This window comes from Terrimonas ginsenosidimutans, assembly GCF_022012415.1.
In the GTDB taxonomy this organism is placed as follows: Bacteria; Bacteroidota; Bacteroidia; order Chitinophagales; family Chitinophagaceae; genus Terrimonas_A; species Terrimonas_A ginsenosidimutans.
The window spans coordinates 178,742-196,679 of the sequence record NZ_JAKLTR010000015.1; the positions used below are offsets into that span (position 1 = coordinate 178,742).

The 17,938-nt window shown below is 45.4% G+C and carries 13 protein-coding genes; 8 read left to right on the plus strand and 5 right to left on the minus strand.

Annotated features, from left to right (window positions below; translation table 11 throughout):
• The first annotated feature begins 116 nt into the window (after positions 1–116).
• The 5 genes from LZZ85_RS21280 (at position 117) to LZZ85_RS21300 (ending at position 6,985) form a co-directional block, all read left to right on the plus strand.
• The gene (locus LZZ85_RS21280) at positions 117–2,045 is read left to right on the plus strand and encodes a DUF8202 domain-containing protein (protein WP_237875380.1); all 1,929 of its coding nucleotides are present in this window, start codon (positions 117–119) and stop codon (positions 2,043–2,045) included.
• 405 nt (positions 2,046–2,450) lie between these two features.
• On the plus strand, positions 2,451–3,323 hold the full coding sequence (locus LZZ85_RS21285) for a beta-1,6-N-acetylglucosaminyltransferase (protein WP_237875381.1): 873 nt from the start codon (positions 2,451–2,453) through the stop codon (positions 3,321–3,323).
• A gap of 6 nt (positions 3,324–3,329) precedes the next feature.
• A complete protein-coding gene (locus LZZ85_RS21290; RefSeq protein WP_237875382.1) occupies positions 3,330–4,808 on the plus strand; it encodes an MBOAT family O-acyltransferase in 1,479 nt (492 codons plus the stop codon).
• 10 nt (positions 4,809–4,818) lie between these two features.
• Entirely contained in the window at positions 4,819–5,847 is a 1,029-nt protein-coding gene (locus LZZ85_RS21295) for a hypothetical protein (protein ID WP_237875383.1), read from the plus strand.
• Positions 5,834–6,985, plus strand: a complete 1,152-nt coding sequence (locus tag LZZ85_RS21300; RefSeq protein ID WP_237875384.1) for an ArnT family glycosyltransferase — start codon at positions 5,834–5,836, stop codon at positions 6,983–6,985. Before LZZ85_RS21295 ends, LZZ85_RS21300 begins: the two co-directional genes overlap by 14 nt.
• 133 nt (positions 6,986–7,118) lie before the next feature.
• Here the strand turns inward: LZZ85_RS21300 and LZZ85_RS21305 are convergent, their stop codons facing one another.
• Complete coding sequence (locus tag LZZ85_RS21305) at positions 7,119–8,282, minus strand: glycosyltransferase family 4 protein (protein ID WP_237875385.1); 1,164 nt, start codon at positions 8,280–8,282, stop codon at positions 7,119–7,121.
• Between the two features lie 391 nt (positions 8,283–8,673).
• Here LZZ85_RS21305 and LZZ85_RS21310 point away from each other — a divergent pair, with 391 nt between their 5' ends.
• Together LZZ85_RS21310 and LZZ85_RS21315 are read left to right on the plus strand one after the other, a co-directional pair.
• Positions 8,674–10,053 carry an oligosaccharide flippase family protein gene (locus LZZ85_RS21310; protein ID WP_237875386.1) on the plus strand — a complete coding sequence of 460 codons (1,380 nt, stop codon included), beginning with the start codon at positions 8,674–8,676 and terminating at the stop codon, positions 10,051–10,053.
• Between the two features lie 163 nt (positions 10,054–10,216).
• Entirely contained in the window at positions 10,217–11,074 is an 858-nt protein-coding gene (locus LZZ85_RS21315) for a DUF707 domain-containing protein (RefSeq protein ID WP_237875387.1), read from the plus strand.
• Between the two features lie 164 nt (positions 11,075–11,238).
• Here the strand turns inward: LZZ85_RS21315 and LZZ85_RS21320 are convergent, their stop codons facing one another.
• The 4 genes from LZZ85_RS21320 to LZZ85_RS21335 are packed head-to-tail and all read right to left on the minus strand — an operon-like array spanning position 11,239 to position 15,546.
• Positions 11,239–12,957, minus strand: coding sequence for a GMC oxidoreductase (locus tag LZZ85_RS21320; protein ID WP_237875388.1), 1,719 nt, complete (start codon positions 12,955–12,957; stop codon positions 11,239–11,241).
• Between the two features lie 6 nt (positions 12,958–12,963).
• Positions 12,964–13,542, minus strand: coding sequence for a gluconate 2-dehydrogenase subunit 3 family protein (locus tag LZZ85_RS21325; protein ID WP_237875389.1), 579 nt, complete (start codon positions 13,540–13,542; stop codon positions 12,964–12,966).
• The gene (locus tag LZZ85_RS21330) at positions 13,539–14,315 is read right to left on the minus strand and encodes a class I SAM-dependent methyltransferase (protein WP_237875390.1); all 777 of its coding nucleotides are present in this window, start codon (positions 14,313–14,315) and stop codon (positions 13,539–13,541) included. Before LZZ85_RS21330 ends, LZZ85_RS21325 begins: the two co-directional genes overlap by 4 nt.
• 16 nt (positions 14,316–14,331) lie before the next feature.
• A complete protein-coding gene (locus LZZ85_RS21335; RefSeq protein WP_237875391.1) occupies positions 14,332–15,546 on the minus strand; it encodes a glycosyltransferase family 2 protein in 1,215 nt (404 codons plus the stop codon).
• Between the two features lie 204 nt (positions 15,547–15,750).
• Here LZZ85_RS21335 and LZZ85_RS21340 point away from each other — a divergent pair, with 204 nt between their 5' ends.
• The gene (locus LZZ85_RS21340) at positions 15,751–17,937 is read left to right on the plus strand and encodes a GumC family protein (protein ID WP_237875392.1); all 2,187 of its coding nucleotides are present in this window, start codon (positions 15,751–15,753) and stop codon (positions 17,935–17,937) included.
• Position 17,938 lies beyond the last annotated feature (1 nt).

Sequence of the window (17,938 nt, forward strand, 5' to 3'; positions counted from 1 at the left end):
CCTCGATGTAATATTTTTTTTTCCCTACCCTAAACAGTTTAATTTTAGCACCCATCCCTACCCTATACATTACAGACTGTTTTAATCCTTGGACAAGCTAAATCAAAAAATCTGGTATGAAAAGTAAACTCTACACACTTTTAACATTTTGCGGTCTTTCACTCACCGCTTTTTCACAATCCCCGGGAGGAGTCTCAGGGAACCTTACTATGTGGGTTAGGGCAAACTCCGGCGTTACTACTACAGGTACATTAGTAGATTTCTGGCAATACGTGAATGATGGTACCAAGTCTTTTTCGGGTACTGGTGGATCACGCCCTTCTCTCGCTACTCAAACACTCAACTTCCAGCCTGCGATTGTATTTAATGATGTGCACGAATTAGTGGGACCGACCGGCGCTCTCGCTCCGATAACTGCGGGAAATGATGCATATGCGATCTTCGGCGTATGGAATACAAACAGCTCCAAAAACCTGCAGCGTATATGGTCGCAAACCGACGTTGCTACACCAGGATCAGGAACAAGCCTCTGGATGTTCAGTAATAGTGGAACCAATCCTTTATATGGCAACCAGGCAGAGATTGGTCCATTTATACAAGGCATCGCAGCTCCTTATCCTGTCAATGGAAGATGGAGCGTCAGCCAGGTCAATGTTCTTGCGCAGAATTCGAACGATGTAGAGATAATTGATAACCGTAATATCTCCGTAGCACCGGCGATTGCTTTTTCAGATAACTCGAATGCAAATGGTCAGGGTGTTCGCACACTATCCACACTTACTAATATTATCGGCCAAAGAAGCCCTGGTGTACAAGGGGGAGAAGGTTTTGTAGGTGATCTTTCTGAATTGATCGTGTTTAATCGTCCGATCTCCGGCACAGAAAGGAGTCAGGTTTTTTCTTACCTGGCTCTCAAATACGGTCTCACTTTACACACAAACCTGATCACTTCCGGTGGCACTCCTGTAACTGTATGGAACACCACTACCAACACGGGATATGATAACGATGTATTTGGTATCGGCCAGGACAATGGCTCAGACCTGCTCATTACCCAATCCAATAGTGAAGTAACAGGCTTAGGAAACGGCTCTGGTAAAGCAAGCGCAGAGAATGTTGTGATCAACACTCCATCCGGCCTTGGCAACGGAGAATTCCTGATCGTTGGTCATAATAACGCTGCTACCGGCACAGTGCAGAACGACGCACTTGTACCCACATCCCTCGCAGGCTCAAGCCGCCTCTCCCGTCAGTGGAAAGTGCAGCATACCGGCGATGTTGGAACCGTGTCTGTGGCTTTTGATCTGAACGGACTGGGTATCTCTACTGCTACTGTATCAGATTTCCGATTGATCGTTGACGCTGATGGCGATGGTAACTTCCAGACAGGTACACAGCGCTATTATAACGCAACGATCGCAGGCAGCATCGTTACTTTCGCTGGCGTTACACTTAACGACGGCGAGATCTTCAGCATGAGCACTGATATCGTTGGTATCGTTCTTCCTGTAACCTGGAAATCATTCTCTGCTACCGAAGTGAACGGCAAAGCTCAGCTGAAATGGGAAGTTGGTGACGTAGAAAGATCCAAACACTACGAGATCCAGTACTCTACCAACAGCACTGATTTCTCAACAGTTGGTGTGGTTGCTCAAAACGGCCCTGCTACAAGCTTCAGCTATACTTACCAGGGAGAACTTGCTCCGGGTGCGAACTACTTCCGCATCCGCCAGGTGGACTTTGACGGGCAGTATGTTTACAGCAGGATCGCTGAACTTCAGGGTAAAGGCGAACTCAGCCTTAGCCTGGTTAACACCATTGTGTCCAGCAATGCACTGAACATCAAAGTAAAAACTGCAAACGAACTGCAATTGAACCTGGAAGTTTGGACAAATGCAGGCTATAAAGTGTTCAGCAGACAGCAAACCGTCAGCAACGGATTAAACAATATCCAACTGGATGTCAGCAGCCTTCCAAAAGGTAACTACATTCTGCAGATGCGCACTGGCAGCCAGACACAAAGCGCCAAATTCATCAAGCAGTAAAAAGCACTTATATCTTACTTGTGAGGCTGACCATAAGGTCAGCCTCTTTTTTTACCCAACTATTGGCCACGTGTACCAGACAGGCGCCCATTGCTGCCAACCACTAAAAATCCCGCTCTTCCCTAAACAATCTCGATTAGTTTTATTATCATTGACGCGGAAAATCGCCGAAAGAAACTTGAATACCAATACTTTAACTTATCCCTGTCTGCGCCCCGGCGTTATTGGCCTCCCTGCCCGTATAATACCGGTCACGTCTATACGTTTACAGGTAAACAAAAAAAACTTTCAGTTTGCTTTTGCACATCCTGATTTTCTGAATCATATTTACATCCGGAAAATAGCGCCATCAAACATCACGCAGCTTTCCCGTTCTCCTTTCAACCAAAACCTTTCCCATCCATAATGAAGATCTGTCACCTGATATTGACACATAAGAATCCACGGCAGCTGGAGAGGCTTATCAACATACTGCAACACCCAGACGCGGATTTCTACATCCATATCGATAAAAAAACTGACCAGTCCCCGTTTCTGTATCTCGCCGATCAGAAAAATGTATTTTTTGTAAAGAACAGGACTAAAGTTTACTGGGCTGGTTACGGTACCATACAAGCCACGCTGAACGGCTTTGAAGAGATCTTACCCGCAAAAGAATATGCTTATATCAATGTGATCTCCGGCCAGGATTTCCCGATAAAATCAACCCCAGAGATCCATGACTTTTTCAGGACACACCAGGGAACCGAATTTATCACCTGCGAGTCCATCGAAGATGAATGGAAAGACGCAGCGCCAAGAGTCCGGAAATATCACCTGATCAACTGGCAGATCCCCGGCAAGTTCAGACTGGAAAAGATCGTCAACAAGATCATGCCCGCCCGGAAATTCCCGCTCAACCTGCCGGTGGTGGGGAGATCAAACTGGTTCTCACTGACGCCGGCAGCAGCGAAATATGTGCTCGACTTCCTGGTACAGCACCCGGAGTATGTCCGGTACTTTAAATATACCTGGGGCGGCGACGAGTTTTTCTTCGCAACCATACTCTTCAATTCACCCTTCCGCGAACGGATCGCAGACAGCCTGATCTACGTAGACTGGAATGTTCCCGTTACCGGGCACCCCAAACTACTTGACGCAACAGACTTCGGGAAACTGCTGGCTTCAGACAAGCTGTTTGCCCGGAAATTCGATACAGATAAAAACGAGGAGATCATCAATATGCTCGAAAAACATTTTGCCCTGGCCATTTCACCATCATTCATTCCAAACAAGTAAGAAGATATGTTATTCAATTCGCTAGAATTCCTGGTTTTCTTTCCTGTCGTCACCATTATATACTTCCTGCTGCCTCATAAATGGAGATGGCTCCATCTGCTGATTGCGAGTTGTGTATTTTATGCGGCCTTCATTCCCGCCTATATCCTGATCCTGTTCGCAACGATCATTATCGACTATATCGCCGGTATCCTGATCGAAAATGCGGCCCAGCCCCGGCGGAAAATGTACCTTGCCCTGAGTATCGTGGCAAACGTCGGTGTACTGGCGATCTTCAAATACTATAACTTCTTTGTGGAGAACGTAAACGTATTGCTGGATTCAGTGGGCATTACGTCGTATGATGTTCCGCTTTGGAATATCATTCTTCCGATCGGCCTGTCCTTCCACACATTCCAGGCAATGAGCTATACGATCGAGGTTTACAGGGGCAACGAAAAAGCAGAAAGACATTTTGGGATCTATGCCCTCTATGTAATGTTCTATCCCCAGCTTGTCGCCGGTCCGATCGAAAGGCCACAGAACATCTTACACCAGTTCCATGAAAGAAAATATTTCAAGTATGAGAACGTAACAACGGGTCTCAAACTGATGATGTGGGGTATGTTCAAGAAAGTAGTGATCGCCGACCGGCTCGCCGGCTTTACCGATCCAGTTTTCAACGACCCTCACTCCCACCCTCCCCTGGTGATCATCATAGCTATCTTATTTTTCTCCATACAGATCTTCTGCGACTTCTCCGGTTACTCAGACATCGCCCTTGGTTCGGCAAGAGTAATGGGCTTCCGGTTGATGAAGAATTTCGACAAGCCCTATCATTCAAAGAACATATCCGAGTTCTGGAAAAGATGGCACATATCCCTGTCTACCTGGTTCCGCGATTATCTCTATATCTCGTTAGGAGGAAACCGTGTATCAGTACCAAGATGGTATTTCAACCTCTTTTTCGTATTCCTTGTAAGCGGATTCTGGCATGGTGCCGCCTGGACATTTATCATCTGGGGCGCCCTTCACGGCGTTTACCTCGTGGCAGCGATCGTACTGGATAAACCTAAAAAAGCGATCAAGGATGCCATAGGTTTAAGCAAATTGCCAAAGCTCGATACCGCACAACAGGTTCTTGTAACATTCGGTCTTGTTGCGGTCGCATGGGTATTCTTCCGGGCAAACTCTGTACCCGATGCAATGTACATCCTCGGAAAGATCCCCGCCGGTATTGCAGATGGTGTAAAGGTTGCGCTGGGTCAGCTAAGCCCGCATACTGCACTGGCCAACATGCCTGTCTATGGCATTGACCTGGTGCTTTCATTTGCAGTGATCGCGTTCCTTGAGATCATACATATTATTCAGACCAAACAAAACATGATCTATGCAATTAATAACAAACCGGTCTATATCCGCTGGGGTGTTTATTATGCCATGATCTTGATGATCATATTTCTGGGGGTTTATGAAAACCGCCAGTTTATCTATTTCCAGTTTTAAATAAACCAAGATGTCCGTAAGGAAGTTTCTATTACGATTAGCCTTGTTCTCCATCCCCTTTGTAGGATTGGTAGTGTTATACATAGCACTCGATCCCTTCAAAGTGATCCGTCATTATGACTCCTATTACATTCCCAATAAGCCAAGCTATATCAGCCTGAACAGGGATTATATTTCGACTCAGCACTGGATCAATCACTACCCGGAAAAAAAATACGATTCTTATATTCTGGGCAATTCAAGATCGATGTTCTACCGCATCGATGACTGGAAATACCTCATCGGTGAGCCCTATGAGAAATGTTATCATTTCGATGCCTCCGGTGAATCTCTATATGGTATTGAAAGAAAGATGAACTTTCTTGTCAACAAAGAAAAGGTGCCGGTGAAAAATGCGCTGCTGGTCATCGATGCAGAACTGCTTAACCAGACACTCAACTCAGAAGGGCACATTTTTGCCAAACACCCTGCCGTATCAGGCGCATCATCGCTCAGCTTCCAGATGGGAAGCCTGCAGGCTTTTTTTGATGCCAAGTTCTTTACTTCTTACCTTGATTTCAAGATCAGCGGAGAAGTGAAACCTTATATGAAGAAAGAGTTTCTGATGGATGACCGTCCTTTCTTCTATGATCCCGCTACAAATGAAATTCAGCAGAAAGTATTTGAGGAAGTGATCCGCAAAAACCCTGATGATTTCTACAAGCCGCTGCAGGCAGTGCTGTATGAAAGGGATTCGACACACCTGCAGATCTCCCCGGCGGTGATCAAAGAGAAACAATTGGATCTGATCAACTCACTGGCGAAAATGGTAATAGACAACCATATCAATTGCAAGATCGTGATCAGCCCTTTGTACAACCAGAAAAAGATCAACCCCGCGGATCTTGCTATTCTCAAAGAAAAATTCGGAGAGAATAATGTGTTTGATTTTTCAGGGATCAACGAATTCACGAAAGACAAACACAACTATTACGAAACATCACATTACCGTCCACACGTTGCGGCGCAAATCCTGAAGATCGTTTATGGAAAGCAGTAGCCAGCTTAGTCAAACAGGTATGTGGGGAAGGTTTACCAGCAAACAGATCTTCCTGTTCATCCTTAGCGCAGGATTTCTGATCAGGCTGGCGGTATCGCTGGGATATCTCCCGCGTATGCATAAAGACTCCTACGACTATTTCAACCAGGCTGATATCCTGCTCAGTGGCGGCTACGAAAATTTCTTTCCCAATGGATATCCGTTTATCATCGCGCTCTTTAAAATGGCCGGTGGCAACGCGGCGACAGACCTTCTCGCTTTGCTGAATGTGATCATGTCCGGACTCTCGGTCTATTTTGTTTACAGGCTTGCAAAAGTGATCTTCAATAATGAAAATGCGGGATTGATCGCAGCCCTGATCATGGCGTTTTTCCCATCTCAGATCAATTATACACGCTGGCTTACCACAGAGGTTCCTGCAATGTTCTTCATGCTGGGTGGCTTTTATTACTATGTAACAAAAAGACAGTGGCTTAGCGGGCTTTTCTTCGGCATTGCAGTGATCGTGCGCACGGAAATACTTCCGATCGTGCTGGTGTTACTGGTACTTGACACATTTCATTTCAAACGCCTGAACATTGCCTTCATTGCAACACTGCTTCTTCCGATTATTTTCACCGGCAGTTATTGCTATGCAAAAACGGGCGTCTTTGCATTATCGGGACATGGCACGGTTAATATCCTGACTTCTGTTACAGCCTCCGGTGGTGATATCGACTGGAGTTTTGATGATAATCATCCCGAGATCAAGACCAGCAAGCAGGCATTGGCATTATACTTTGACTACTTTAAAGAAAACCCGGCAGGCTTTCTGAAAGCCCGCTTTATGAATTTCTGGGAGATGTGGGGATATCCTTCCGATATGCAGGGGAGCAGAGGTACGGCAAGCAGACTGGTGATCGCTGCGGGTAATGTATTTCTGCTGGTATGCGGCATCTCCGCATGGTGGGTGAACAGGAGAAAATTCAATGTACTGATCATGCTCATTCCGTTTGTGGTGATCACCGGGATCCATATCGTGATGTTCACCATGCAACGATACACGTATCCAGTTGAGCCGTTTATGATCCTGCTGAGCGCATGGACGTTGACGAGGATCTTTCAAACAAGAACGTTATTTCCTGATCTGAAATTTTAGACAGCTCGACTGTCGTATGAGTATCGCAGAGAGCGCAAGGTAAACGCAAAGGACGCAAAGTAAGATGACCTGCTTTGCGTCCTTTGCGTTTACCTTGCGCTCTCTGCGATACTTTTTACGCCAGGCCCCTATATTAAGCTCCTTTCGCTATATTATTTGTATAGATCTCTTCAAATTGCTCAGTCCACTTATCCCAGTTCAATACATTCTCAAACCTGGTCCTGCTTGATTCGATGAGCTTTTCATACCGCTCCTTATCCTCATAGATCTCCGCGATCAGATCTCCATAAGCAGCACCCTTCGCTTCATAAGGAAGGGTATATCCATTGATCCCATTCAACACTACATCAGGAACGCCACCTGTTGCCGTTGCGATCGCAGGCATTCCATACGCGTTCGACTCGCAGGCAACGAGCAACGAACAATCCGCCCTTGTTGGCAATATGAGGAAGTGCGAAGTTTTCAGCAAATGCACGAACTTATCATGGTCCTCCTTCAGGTTCTTATTAAGGAACGGGATCACTTCCATATCGGGATGCGAAAACTCCGCCGGAGGGATACATCCGCAAACGATCAGTTTTGCCTTTACTCCTTTGGCGGTGAGATGCTGCAAGGCTTCAAAAGCCAGCGGACCACCTTTGCGATCCCAGTCAACCGCAAGGAATAACATGGTCAGCACCGGATTTTCCTTTTTCTGCATGATCACTTCACGTCCCGGGATATGATCTGTATTAGCCCCCATGATCACGACAAATGTATTTTCTTTAGGAAAACCGTAATCCTTGATCGCAGAGTTTGCAGCCCAGTTGGATGCATAGATCGCAACAGCTGTTTTTTCCAGCGAACGTCGCTCCAGCATGTTCCCTTCACGCAGGGAAATACGGGAAACATTCTTGAATTCCCAGCTATAATACCCGCTGATCAGCGCATAAGTAGTATCTGCCATGTACACGATCGGAATGTCCGTTTTCAAAAACGCCACCCCGTCAGACGATGCCGGCGCAACAATACAATCGTATTTCTTTCCGCTTAATCTTTTATTCAAAACATAAGAGGAATATCTCGCACGCAACCAGCTGTATTTATAGCTGTATTCTTTGCCTGTCAGGATCCGCATTCCTTTCGCCAGCGCACGAAGAGACAGGTCGATGATCCGGGGAACTTTTACAGGCCCGAGATAATCTACCTCCCCGATATTTCTTTCCAGTGCTTTGCCCAGGTAATAGGTGATGCCAGACCAGGAACGTTTATCCAACGGATCATTTACGCTGACATAAGCAATTTTGATTCTTTCCAAAAGGATGCTTTAAAATGTATAAAATCGGCTGGCGCTGGTTCATTGCTTTGATTTCCAATAAGTCAAGGAAGGAACCGATTGGCTTGCCGGAGCCGGACGGGCGTAAAAGTAATACAAGTCGGGAGTATCGCAAAGCACCCAAAAACTGCGCAAAGAACGCGAAGAAATCTTAGCGCCCTTTCCGCAGTCTCTGCACACTTTGCGATACTTTTACGCCTTGCCCTAAAGCGAGGCTACCGTTCACACAAACCTCACACAGAACGTACTCAATGCACTATAACCGTTGGATAAAATCTTTTATCTTTACCCGTCTGTTCATACAACTCCTTATTAAGAAGTTCATTATCAGTCTACCAATCAACCGCTACTGCAACTTAAATAAGCTCAACGCTTGAAAAAATACTTTTCGTCATACTGGATCAAGTCGGCCTTTTACACTATTCTGCAACGCTTTTCGATGACCTTGCTGGGTTTTATCAGCTACCTGATCCTGATCCGTTCCCTTTCGACCGCCGAAATGGGCGCCTGGGCGATATTTCTCGCCGTGACCTCCATCTTCGAGATCTCCAAAACCAACCTGCTGAAAAACGCACATATCCGGTTTGTCAGCATACAGGAAGATCATACCGTAAAAGCATCGATCGCCTCCAGTGCTTTCCTGATCAATGCTGCGATGAATATAGCGGTGATCATCCTGATCATTTTTGGCGCCGACTGGCTTGGCCGGGTCTTTAATTCCGTAAACGATCTTCCCGATATGCTCAGATGGTTTATTCCAGGCTTGCTGGGGATGATCATCTTTTCGCACCTTGAAGCTATTCAGCAATCCTTTCTTGATTTCAAAGGCCCCTTTGCAGGAAATTTCGTTCGCCAGTTATTGTTTTTCTCTGCCGTCTGCGCTCATGCGATCTGGAAGATCCCTTTCTCGTTGAAACACCTGGCCATGTACCAGTCGATTTCCATCTGGATCGGCACAGGGGTGTTATTCCTCTCCTCAAGAAAATACCTGCTGTATAAATTCAATTACACAAAACAATGGCTGAAAGAGATCGTGCAGTATGGCGGTTTTATTTTCAGTTCAGGATTTGTAGGCCAACTGTTTGCAAATATCGACCAGTTAATGACGGCAACTTTTCTTCGTGCTTCCGATGTCGCTTACTACAATGCGGCAGGCCGGATCAACCAGGTGATCGATATCCCTTCTTATGCAGCATCGGATATCATGTTTCCTAAAGTGGCGCAGGCTTCACAGGGAGAAGAAAATGGAGATAGAAAAGTAAGATATTTATACGAACGCATGGTGGCGGTCTTACTATCGTTCACCATCCCCGCAGCGATCTTCGTTATCATATTTCCGCATTTTGTGATCACGATCATTGCAGGAAGCAATGAGTATGCACCTGCAGCGTTGATCTTGCAGATCTACATGGTGATGGGTATCATGCGACCAATGCAGAACCAATCTGCAAACCTGCTGAACTCTATCGGGAGACCCGGACTTTGCCTGCTGATCAATGCGGTTTCACTGGTTGTAAACCTTGGAATCAACTATGCCTGTCTTGTTCATTTCGGGTTTTATGGCGCGGCTATAGGAACATTGATCACTTGTATCGTAGGTTCAATTGCCTGGTATATTATCATGAAGAAACTGATCGGTGCGAATATGAAGAGCATCTTTGTATATATGATCGATGTATACAAACTGATCTACACCAAAGGAATGGGACTTTTTCAGAAAGTAGTGCTTAAAAAGGATAACGCAGGTTCATAGAGAAAAACAGGTTTGAGATCGCAATAAGTTCATAATCATTAAACTAATTCCATACATCGTATACACGGTGTTGAAACACGCGAATTGTATAAAACGTTTGGCCTTATTTCATGGATTTACGGCTTTGTCGTATTATTTTTCGCGATAAATTATTTACAGCTCAATGGCTAACAAGAAAAACATCATCATCGCGCCATGTGGAAACAGGTCGACCTTTTTCCAGGAAAAATGGCAGAAGAACATGGAAGAAAAAGAATTCGACCTGTGTCTTCTATTCTACCATGAGCAAATAAATAATCCCTCGCTTTATGAAAGCGCCGATTACTTCTTTCACCTGAAAGGTTTCAAATACCATATGCTCTATGAGCTGTTCACCAAAGTGAAACCTGAATGGCTGGAAGAATACGAATACTTTTACTTCCTCGATGATGATATTGATATAGACACCCAGGGGATCAATCGCATGTTTGCACTCAGCAAAGCGATGGGCTCAGCAATCAGTTGCGCAGCGCTTTCTGCTGACTCCTTCTGCAGCTGGCCGATGTTCAAACAGGAGCCAAAAGCCTTCTGCAGATTTGTAGGACAGATCGAAGTAATGGCGCCACTCTTTAGTAAAGAAGCATTGAAAACATGTCTCCCTTCTTTTATCGGGAATAAATCAAGCTGGGGTGTTGACTCCGTATGGTCAAAACAACTGGGCTACCCGGAAGATAAACTCATCGTCTTTGACACTGTGATCATGAAACATACCTTGCCGGTTGGCCAGGGTGAACTTTATGTAAAGATTGGCGTGAACCCACACGATGAATGGAATGATATCACCGTAAAATTTGGCGCTAAAAAACATAACTATAAAGAGTATTCAAGGCTTGAACATGTTTCGTCAAAAAGTCACCGGGTCATTCATTTCCTTAACCAATCAGGATCTTTCTTTGCCCGTCAGCGTAAGAAGATCTCAGATTATGACCTGGGCTCCCGCGTAAAAAGCAGAACCAATAAGGCATTGGGTAAAAAGAAATGATGGAGTACTTCAATAGTACTTCCGGTAATATCATCAGCAACTATTGCAGCAGTGTAGTAGTATCGCAAAGCGCGCAAAGTAGTCGCGAAGATCGCTATGTATTTCCTTGCGCCCTTTGCGTCTACTTTGCGCGCTTTGCGATACTCTTACGCCATGATGATTGCTTAAAGATTTCCCTTCTTCATTTCCTCAACGGCATAGTTACAAGCTCTTGCCGTAAGCGCCATATAGGTGAGGGACGGGTTTGCCGTTCCCGATGAGGTCATACAAGCGCCATCTGTCACAAACACATTCTTTACATCATGCATCTGGTTATATCCATTCAGCACTGATGTTTTTGGATCGCGCCCCATTCTTACAGTGCCCATTTCATGTATGGCAGATCCGCCGGGAGATTGGTGACTATAGGAATTGATATTGTTGAAGCCTGCGACTGACAGCATTTCTTCAATGCTCTGCTGCATATCCTTCCGCATGTTCTCTTCATTCTCATGAACCTGGTAAAACAGTTGAACCAGCGGAACGCCCCATTTGTCTTTCTGATCTTTACTGAGAGAAACCTTGTTCTCGAAATAAGGTAATGTTTCACCCCAGCCACCAAGCCACAGTGTCCACGGACCAGGCTTTGTCACCTGCTCTTTGAATTTCTTACCAAAGCCGCTGATGCTTTCACCCTGTTCTTTCCATCCATCCCTGGTGCCGGAACCCTGTAAACCAAAGCCGCGCACATAATCTTTACGCGTTGTTTCCGGAGAGACATTGCGATAACGTGGAATATAGATCCCCACAGGTCTTCGACCGGAGAAGTACTTGTCTTTAAATCCATCAAATGTAGCCGTAGCGCCTGTGCCATGAAAATGGTCCATCAGGTTATGACCAAGCTGGCCGCTGGAGTTACCCAGCCCGGTTGGAAAACTTGCCGAAACAGAATTAAGTAAAATAGCTGCTGACGCGATCGCCGAAGCATTCACAAAAATGATCCTTGCAAAATATTCCGTTGCCTGGTTGGTTACAGCATCGATCACCCGCACGCCTTTTGCTTTCTGCGTACTGGTATCATAAATTATTTCAGTAACAATTGAATCAGCTTTAAGTGTAAGATTACCGGTTGAAGCCGCGGAAGGAAGTGTGGCAGCGTTACTGCTGAAATACCCGGTAAAAGGACATCCCCTGGAACAGAGGTTTCTGAATTGACAGGGGCCTCTCCCATTCCATCCGCGGGTCAGGTTTGCCACTCGACCGATGGTCACCGTTCTTCCGTTAAAAGCAGACTTCACTTTATCCGCAAAATGTTCCTCCACACAGTTCATCTCCATCGCCGGAAGATAGTCTCCATCAGGAAGCGCCGGGCACCCTTCACTCTTTCCGCTTACACCAATATATTTCTCTACATAATCATACCATGGAGCAAGATCTGAATAGCGGATGGGCCAGTCGACACCATGTCCGTCCTTCAGGTTTGCTTCAAAGTCGATCTCATTATATCTGTAACACTGACGCCCCCATGTGATGGATCGCCCACCTACCTGGTATCCCCTGATCCAGTTGAACGGGGTTTCCTGTATATAGGGATGTTCTTTATTGCTTGCATAGAACTGGGAAGTCGCTTCGTCAGAAACAGCATACTTCAAAGGATCTTCTGCGACCTGTTGATGAGTGGGCTTCAGGCGGTGTTCAAAATGCCATGGAGACATCATTGCCGTCTTGTAATCTTTGATATGCTCCACATTACGGCCTCTTTCCAGCACAAGCGTCTTCAACCCTTTCTCACAGAGTTCTTTTGCAGCCCAACCCCCACTGATCCCTGACCCGATCACGATCGCATCAAAATGATGTGTATCGTTGCCGGATGGTTGTTGATTCACTTGTTTCGGATCGCCCATAAATGATCAGTTTGTAGCCCAGGCTTTTTGCCCCGGTGCCAAAGTAACGCAGCCATGATAACTGCCGGGAACATGCGAATAGGCCAGCGCTTTCGTTGCGCCTGCTTCAGATGTAAAATATCCTTCGACGGTATATGATTTCAGAATGGAGAAAAAAGAACGGCCCAGGTATTTATGCTTCACTTTTCCAATGATGCCGGAGCTCAGGCGATTGCCGGCAGACTCAAAATGCTCCAGCACTTGCTCCTGTTGATCCGCGTCGCACTTTTCATATCCCTTAGCATACTTTCCAAACGTATATGCCTGCAGATCCAGCAGGCCATCGATGAAGTTGTTCTGCTCTGTCTTTTCTGTACAATCACGGATCATTACATAGATATACTTCCCCACTCCGGCTTCAGCAGCGCCGGGCGTATCTGTTTTGGGAATGATCGTTTCAGCTAAAGCCGACAGCAGGTTGATATTTTCAGACAGGAGATCGAGGTTGGGAGTTTTCCTCATCGAAAACCACTTGTATCCGCCCGCAGCACCAATGATGGCTGCGCCGGCTACCGAGATCCTGAAAATAGCTTTGCGCCGGTTCATTTACCCGACTGTTTTTCCCATACTGAAAAGAAGCCGCCGGTGAACTGAAGCGGCAGGATCTCCGCAACCTTGCAATCGATCTTCTGTAAGACCGGCACTTTGCGCGTCACAATTGAAAATGGAAAAACGTCTTCGATAAAATTAGCCTTGCCAAATTTTGTGATCTTGAACTTATTGGACGCTGAAAGCTTCTCCAGGTCAGTTTTTGAAAAGAATTGAATATGATCAAGATTGTCGGCAGCTGACTGAGTTGTTGTTCCTTTGTATCCGAACAGTCTCTTTACTTTCTCCATCGTTCTCCACATAAAACCTCTGTTCTTTCTCATCCGGAGAACCGGACGGGTCACGAAAAGCTCTCTAGGGCCTTTTCCGTTTGGTACGGTGACAATGAGCTTGCCATCGTCCGCCAGTGTTTCATGCAGGGTTTTCAGCAATGCGCTGGGGTCTGTAAGGTGCTCCAGCACTTCGCTGCAGATGATCACATCATACTTCTGCCCATCGGCAACCAGCTGTTCAGCACTGATCGTCGCAAACTTTACGTTCGGCGTTTTGGTAAGGGAACGGGCCATTTCGATGGTCTTTTCGCTGACATCAATGCCAAGCACATTATATCCCATCGTTCCCAGATGCCGGCTGATCACGCCATTTCCGCATCCAACATCAAGCACTTTCGATTGTGGAGTTGCCTGATTTTTCAACACATTTGTAATGAAATCGATCCGCTTGCGGTCCGCAATGCGATCATATTCATATTGAGTCACCTCGGTGGTCATTATCCTTAAAGTTTATTTATCTGATTTTATCCTGGAACTGTACGTTGGTTATCTCTTTTTTCGTATGGATAGTATGGATAAACGTCTTATTGGCTTTTCTGATATGGAATACGGCCAGCACCATCAATAAAACGGCTTTCGGCGCGCTTAGCAAAGCAGAAACAAATTGCTTGTTTACCAGCTTGCGGGGTAATGCTATAGCAAGTGTGATCATGTAGAGAAGGAACAGCCCGGAAGACCATATTCCCCACTGACGGACCACAAAAAACGAAATAATTGCGAATAAAGGAAGCAATGCAAGCAGAAATGCTCGCGGTAGCACAAGGTTACATGGGATCGCCAGGTTGAAATAGCTGAAGTTCCCTTTAAAAAGTTTCTTAATAGCCGGAAGGAAAAACTGTTTGAAATAAACGAACTGGCTTGACAACCATCTTTTCCGCTGCTGCTGGAAAGCTTGCGCCGAAGAGACTTTCTCGTCAAAGACCAGCGCATCATCCAGGTAACGGATCGAAGTTCCGTCCCCTACTACTTCCAGCTGTAAAATTTTATCAAACCCGCCTACAGCATTGATCGACAGGAGTATTTGCTTAACCCTTTCGTAATCAAAAGCCATTCCCGAACCGATCACGGCCGAAGACAATCCAAGCCCATTGTTTCCCTTACGGAAAATATTATTGTTGATCGCTTCACTGCAGGCATCCAGTATCGCGAAAGAAGAATCCAGGTTCTTGGCTACGCGTCTTCCCTGGATCGCCTTGTTGCCATTCTCAAAAGCACTATTCAGTTTCTGAAGAAAATCGGGCGCCAGCATATTATCGGCATCACAGATCAGGGCAACATCGAATGGTTCCCTGATCGTCGAGAAAGCAACATTCAAAGCCTTGGTTTTCGTGCTTTTATCAAATGATACCTCAATAACCTGCAAAGGCAGCTGCCTTAACTCTGCAATCGTTTCAGCACGGAAAGAGTCCGCTATAATAAATACATTGAATGAATCTTTGGGATAGTTAAGCGCCAGCAAATTATTAGCTGTGGAAAGAATGATCTCGTCTTCTTTATAGGCAGGAACCAATATCGCCACTTTTCTATACTTCTGAATATCAGACGTATAAGAATTCAAATTCTTATAGAACAGTCGCCCTCCGAGAGCCAGCACAAAAAGATAGATTATTGAAGCAGCGAAATAGGAGAAGAATAACCAATATAATATATGGATAAAATTTTCAAGCATAGAGGTTTAAATAGAGGTACATGCGTTTTCCGAAAACTATACGGATCAAACATAAGCATTTTAACTAAATATTCATAACTCTAGTATTATATATATATAGATTCATCGATATTAGATATTTACTCAATGGACTATGGGCTTCCCGAAAAAAGTTATATTATTGGGCCTGATTTCTACTCCGAAATCGTCTAAACCCTAGTTTAAATGGATCTCTTATACCTTATCAAAGTACTTCTTAAGAGAAAATGGATCATTATTGGCGCCTCCGTTCTCGCAGCATTCATCGCCTGGTTTTTCACAAGAAACGAAATCAAATACTACAAATCCACCGCCAGGATCTCGACCGGATATAGTATTACTGAAGAAATCAACTTAACAGAAACGAGGATCTTTGAAGCAGATGTACGCTTCAACAACGCAATCAACACCTTCAGCTCTCCAGGTGTGGTAAGCCTTCTTTCTTACAAAATGATGCTTCACGACCTTGACTCCGTACCATTCAAAACGCTGACAAAAGAAGATGCAGCTTCCCCGGTACTTAAGCAGGTCAATATTGAAGAAGCAAAAAAAGTATACGCAAACAAGCTGGAAACAATGTCCATGCTGACTTCATACAAACCTGAAGACAAGAAATTGCTCGACCTGATGAAGCTGTATGGATACAATCACAATGCCCTCACATCAATGCTTAATATATACAGGGTTCCCGGAACCGATTATATTGAGATCAATGGTGTTTCGGAAAACCCGGAGCTTTCCGCTTTCCTGGTGAATAATATGTACCAGCAGTTCATCCGCTACTATGCAAACATGAGGAATTCCAGAACGCAGCAGTCGATCGATACACTGCAGAGCCTGATGGATAAAAAGAAAACGGAGCTGGATGAAAAGAACAGGATGCTCCGCGGCGAAAGCTCCTCGGTTGATGTAATGTCTGAAACATCCAGCAAACTGGACATCATCGCCAGCCTCGAACAATCGCTTACCGCAGAAAAAAACAAACAAACAGAAGCATATTACTCTTTGAGAAAGGTCAATCAGAAACTGGCTAATCTCCCCGGAGGAAGTGCGGCAGGTCAATCGACTGGCGGCAGCAATGAAGACATTGTGACTGCCCGCAAGGCAATGAATGACGCATACAAAGAATATCTTCAAACAGGAGATAATGCGGCACTGGCAAAACATACCCGCCTCAAAGAAGAATATCAGAAAAAGCTAAATAGTTCATCAAGCGTTACACCTTCTGAAACGGGCGGCAGTGCAAGCCGGAGTCAATTGCTGGAAGAAAAAATGGATCTGGAAACAGATATCCAGGCCAGCACCGACAAGATCAGAGGGATCGAATCACGTATCGGCGGATTGAAAGGAAATATCGCTTCAACCTCATCCAGAGGTGCGCAGGTGGAAACAATGCTCGAAGAAGTTAAACTGGCTGAACGCGAATACCTCGACGCAAAACAGAAATACAGCAACGCGGTAGACGTAAGTACATCGCTGGCGAACAACTTCCGCCAGATCCAGACGGCACAGCCGGCAGTTGATCCGGAACCTTCGAAGCGTAAAATGATCGTGGGAATGGCGGGCGTTGTAACCTTCCTCTCCTGTATCCTGGTGATCGTACTGCTCACCTATCTCGACTCATCGATCAAAACTCCGGGTATCTTCTCCAAAGCGGTGAACTTGAAAATGATCAGCATGGTCAATTTCAAAAGCCTGAAGAACAGAAACCTGAAAGACCTTGTTTCCGGTAATATCATAGAACGCGACAATGCGGAAAAGAAACGAAGCAACGTGTTCCGCGAATCGATCAGGAAACTCCGTTATGAAGTAGAACGCGATGGGAAAAAAGTATTCCTGTTCACAAGTACCCGAAAAGGTGAAGGTAAAACGACACTCATACAAGCCCTGTCATACAGCCTGAGTCTTAGCCGGAAAAAAGTACTGGTGATCGATACAAACTTCTGTAACAATGACCTGACCGTTCAGATGGGCGCAGACCCTGTACTGGAGAAAATGTCAGATAAAGGAGATTATTCAATATCTGCCATCCTGAACAACGCAACTAAGCTCAGCGAAAACGTCTTCGTTATCGGATCAGAAGGTGGAGACTACACACCATCGGAGATCCTGCCGATCAACAATATTCTTGTTCACCTGAAAGAACTCACTTCAGAATTCGATTACATTTTCCTGGAAGGACCACCGCTCAATGACTTCTCCGACAGCCGTGAACTTGTTAAGTATGTCGACGGAGTTATTGCGATATTCTCCGCAACCAAGATCATCAAACAGATCGACAAGTCATCCATTGAATTTTTCAAAGACCTCAATGGAAAATTCTCCGGATCTGTACTTAATAAAGTTGACCTAGAAAATGTAAACGCGATATAAA

Bases quoted from the DNA above. Each gene is read 5' to 3' on its own strand.
- LZZ85_RS21285 (WP_237875381.1), top strand. From the start codon at position 2,451: ATGAAGATCTGTCACCTGATATTGACACATAAGAATCCACGGCAGCTG.
- LZZ85_RS21280 (WP_237875380.1), top strand. From the start codon at position 117: ATGAAAAGTAAACTCTACACACTTTTAACATTTTGCGGTCTTTCACTC.
- LZZ85_RS21315 (WP_237875387.1), top strand. From the start codon at position 10,217: ATGGCTAACAAGAAAAACATCATCATCGCGCCATGTGGAAACAGGTCG.
- LZZ85_RS21295 (WP_237875383.1), top strand. From the start codon at position 4,819: ATGTCCGTAAGGAAGTTTCTATTACGATTAGCCTTGTTCTCCATCCCC.
- LZZ85_RS21320 (WP_237875388.1), bottom strand. From the start codon at position 12,957: ATGGGCGATCCGAAACAAGTGAATCAACAACCATCCGGCAACGATACA.
- LZZ85_RS21300 (WP_237875384.1), top strand. From the start codon at position 5,834: ATGGAAAGCAGTAGCCAGCTTAGTCAAACAGGTATGTGGGGAAGGTTT.
- LZZ85_RS21325 (WP_237875389.1), bottom strand. From the start codon at position 13,542: ATGAACCGGCGCAAAGCTATTTTCAGGATCTCGGTAGCCGGCGCAGCC.
- LZZ85_RS21335 (WP_237875391.1), bottom strand. From the start codon at position 15,546: ATGCTTGAAAATTTTATCCATATATTATATTGGTTATTCTTCTCCTAT.
- LZZ85_RS21290 (WP_237875382.1), top strand. From the start codon at position 3,330: ATGTTATTCAATTCGCTAGAATTCCTGGTTTTCTTTCCTGTCGTCACC.
- LZZ85_RS21330 (WP_237875390.1), bottom strand. From the start codon at position 14,315: ATGACCACCGAGGTGACTCAATATGAATATGATCGCATTGCGGACCGC.
- LZZ85_RS21340 (WP_237875392.1), top strand. From the start codon at position 15,751: ATGGATCTCTTATACCTTATCAAAGTACTTCTTAAGAGAAAATGGATC.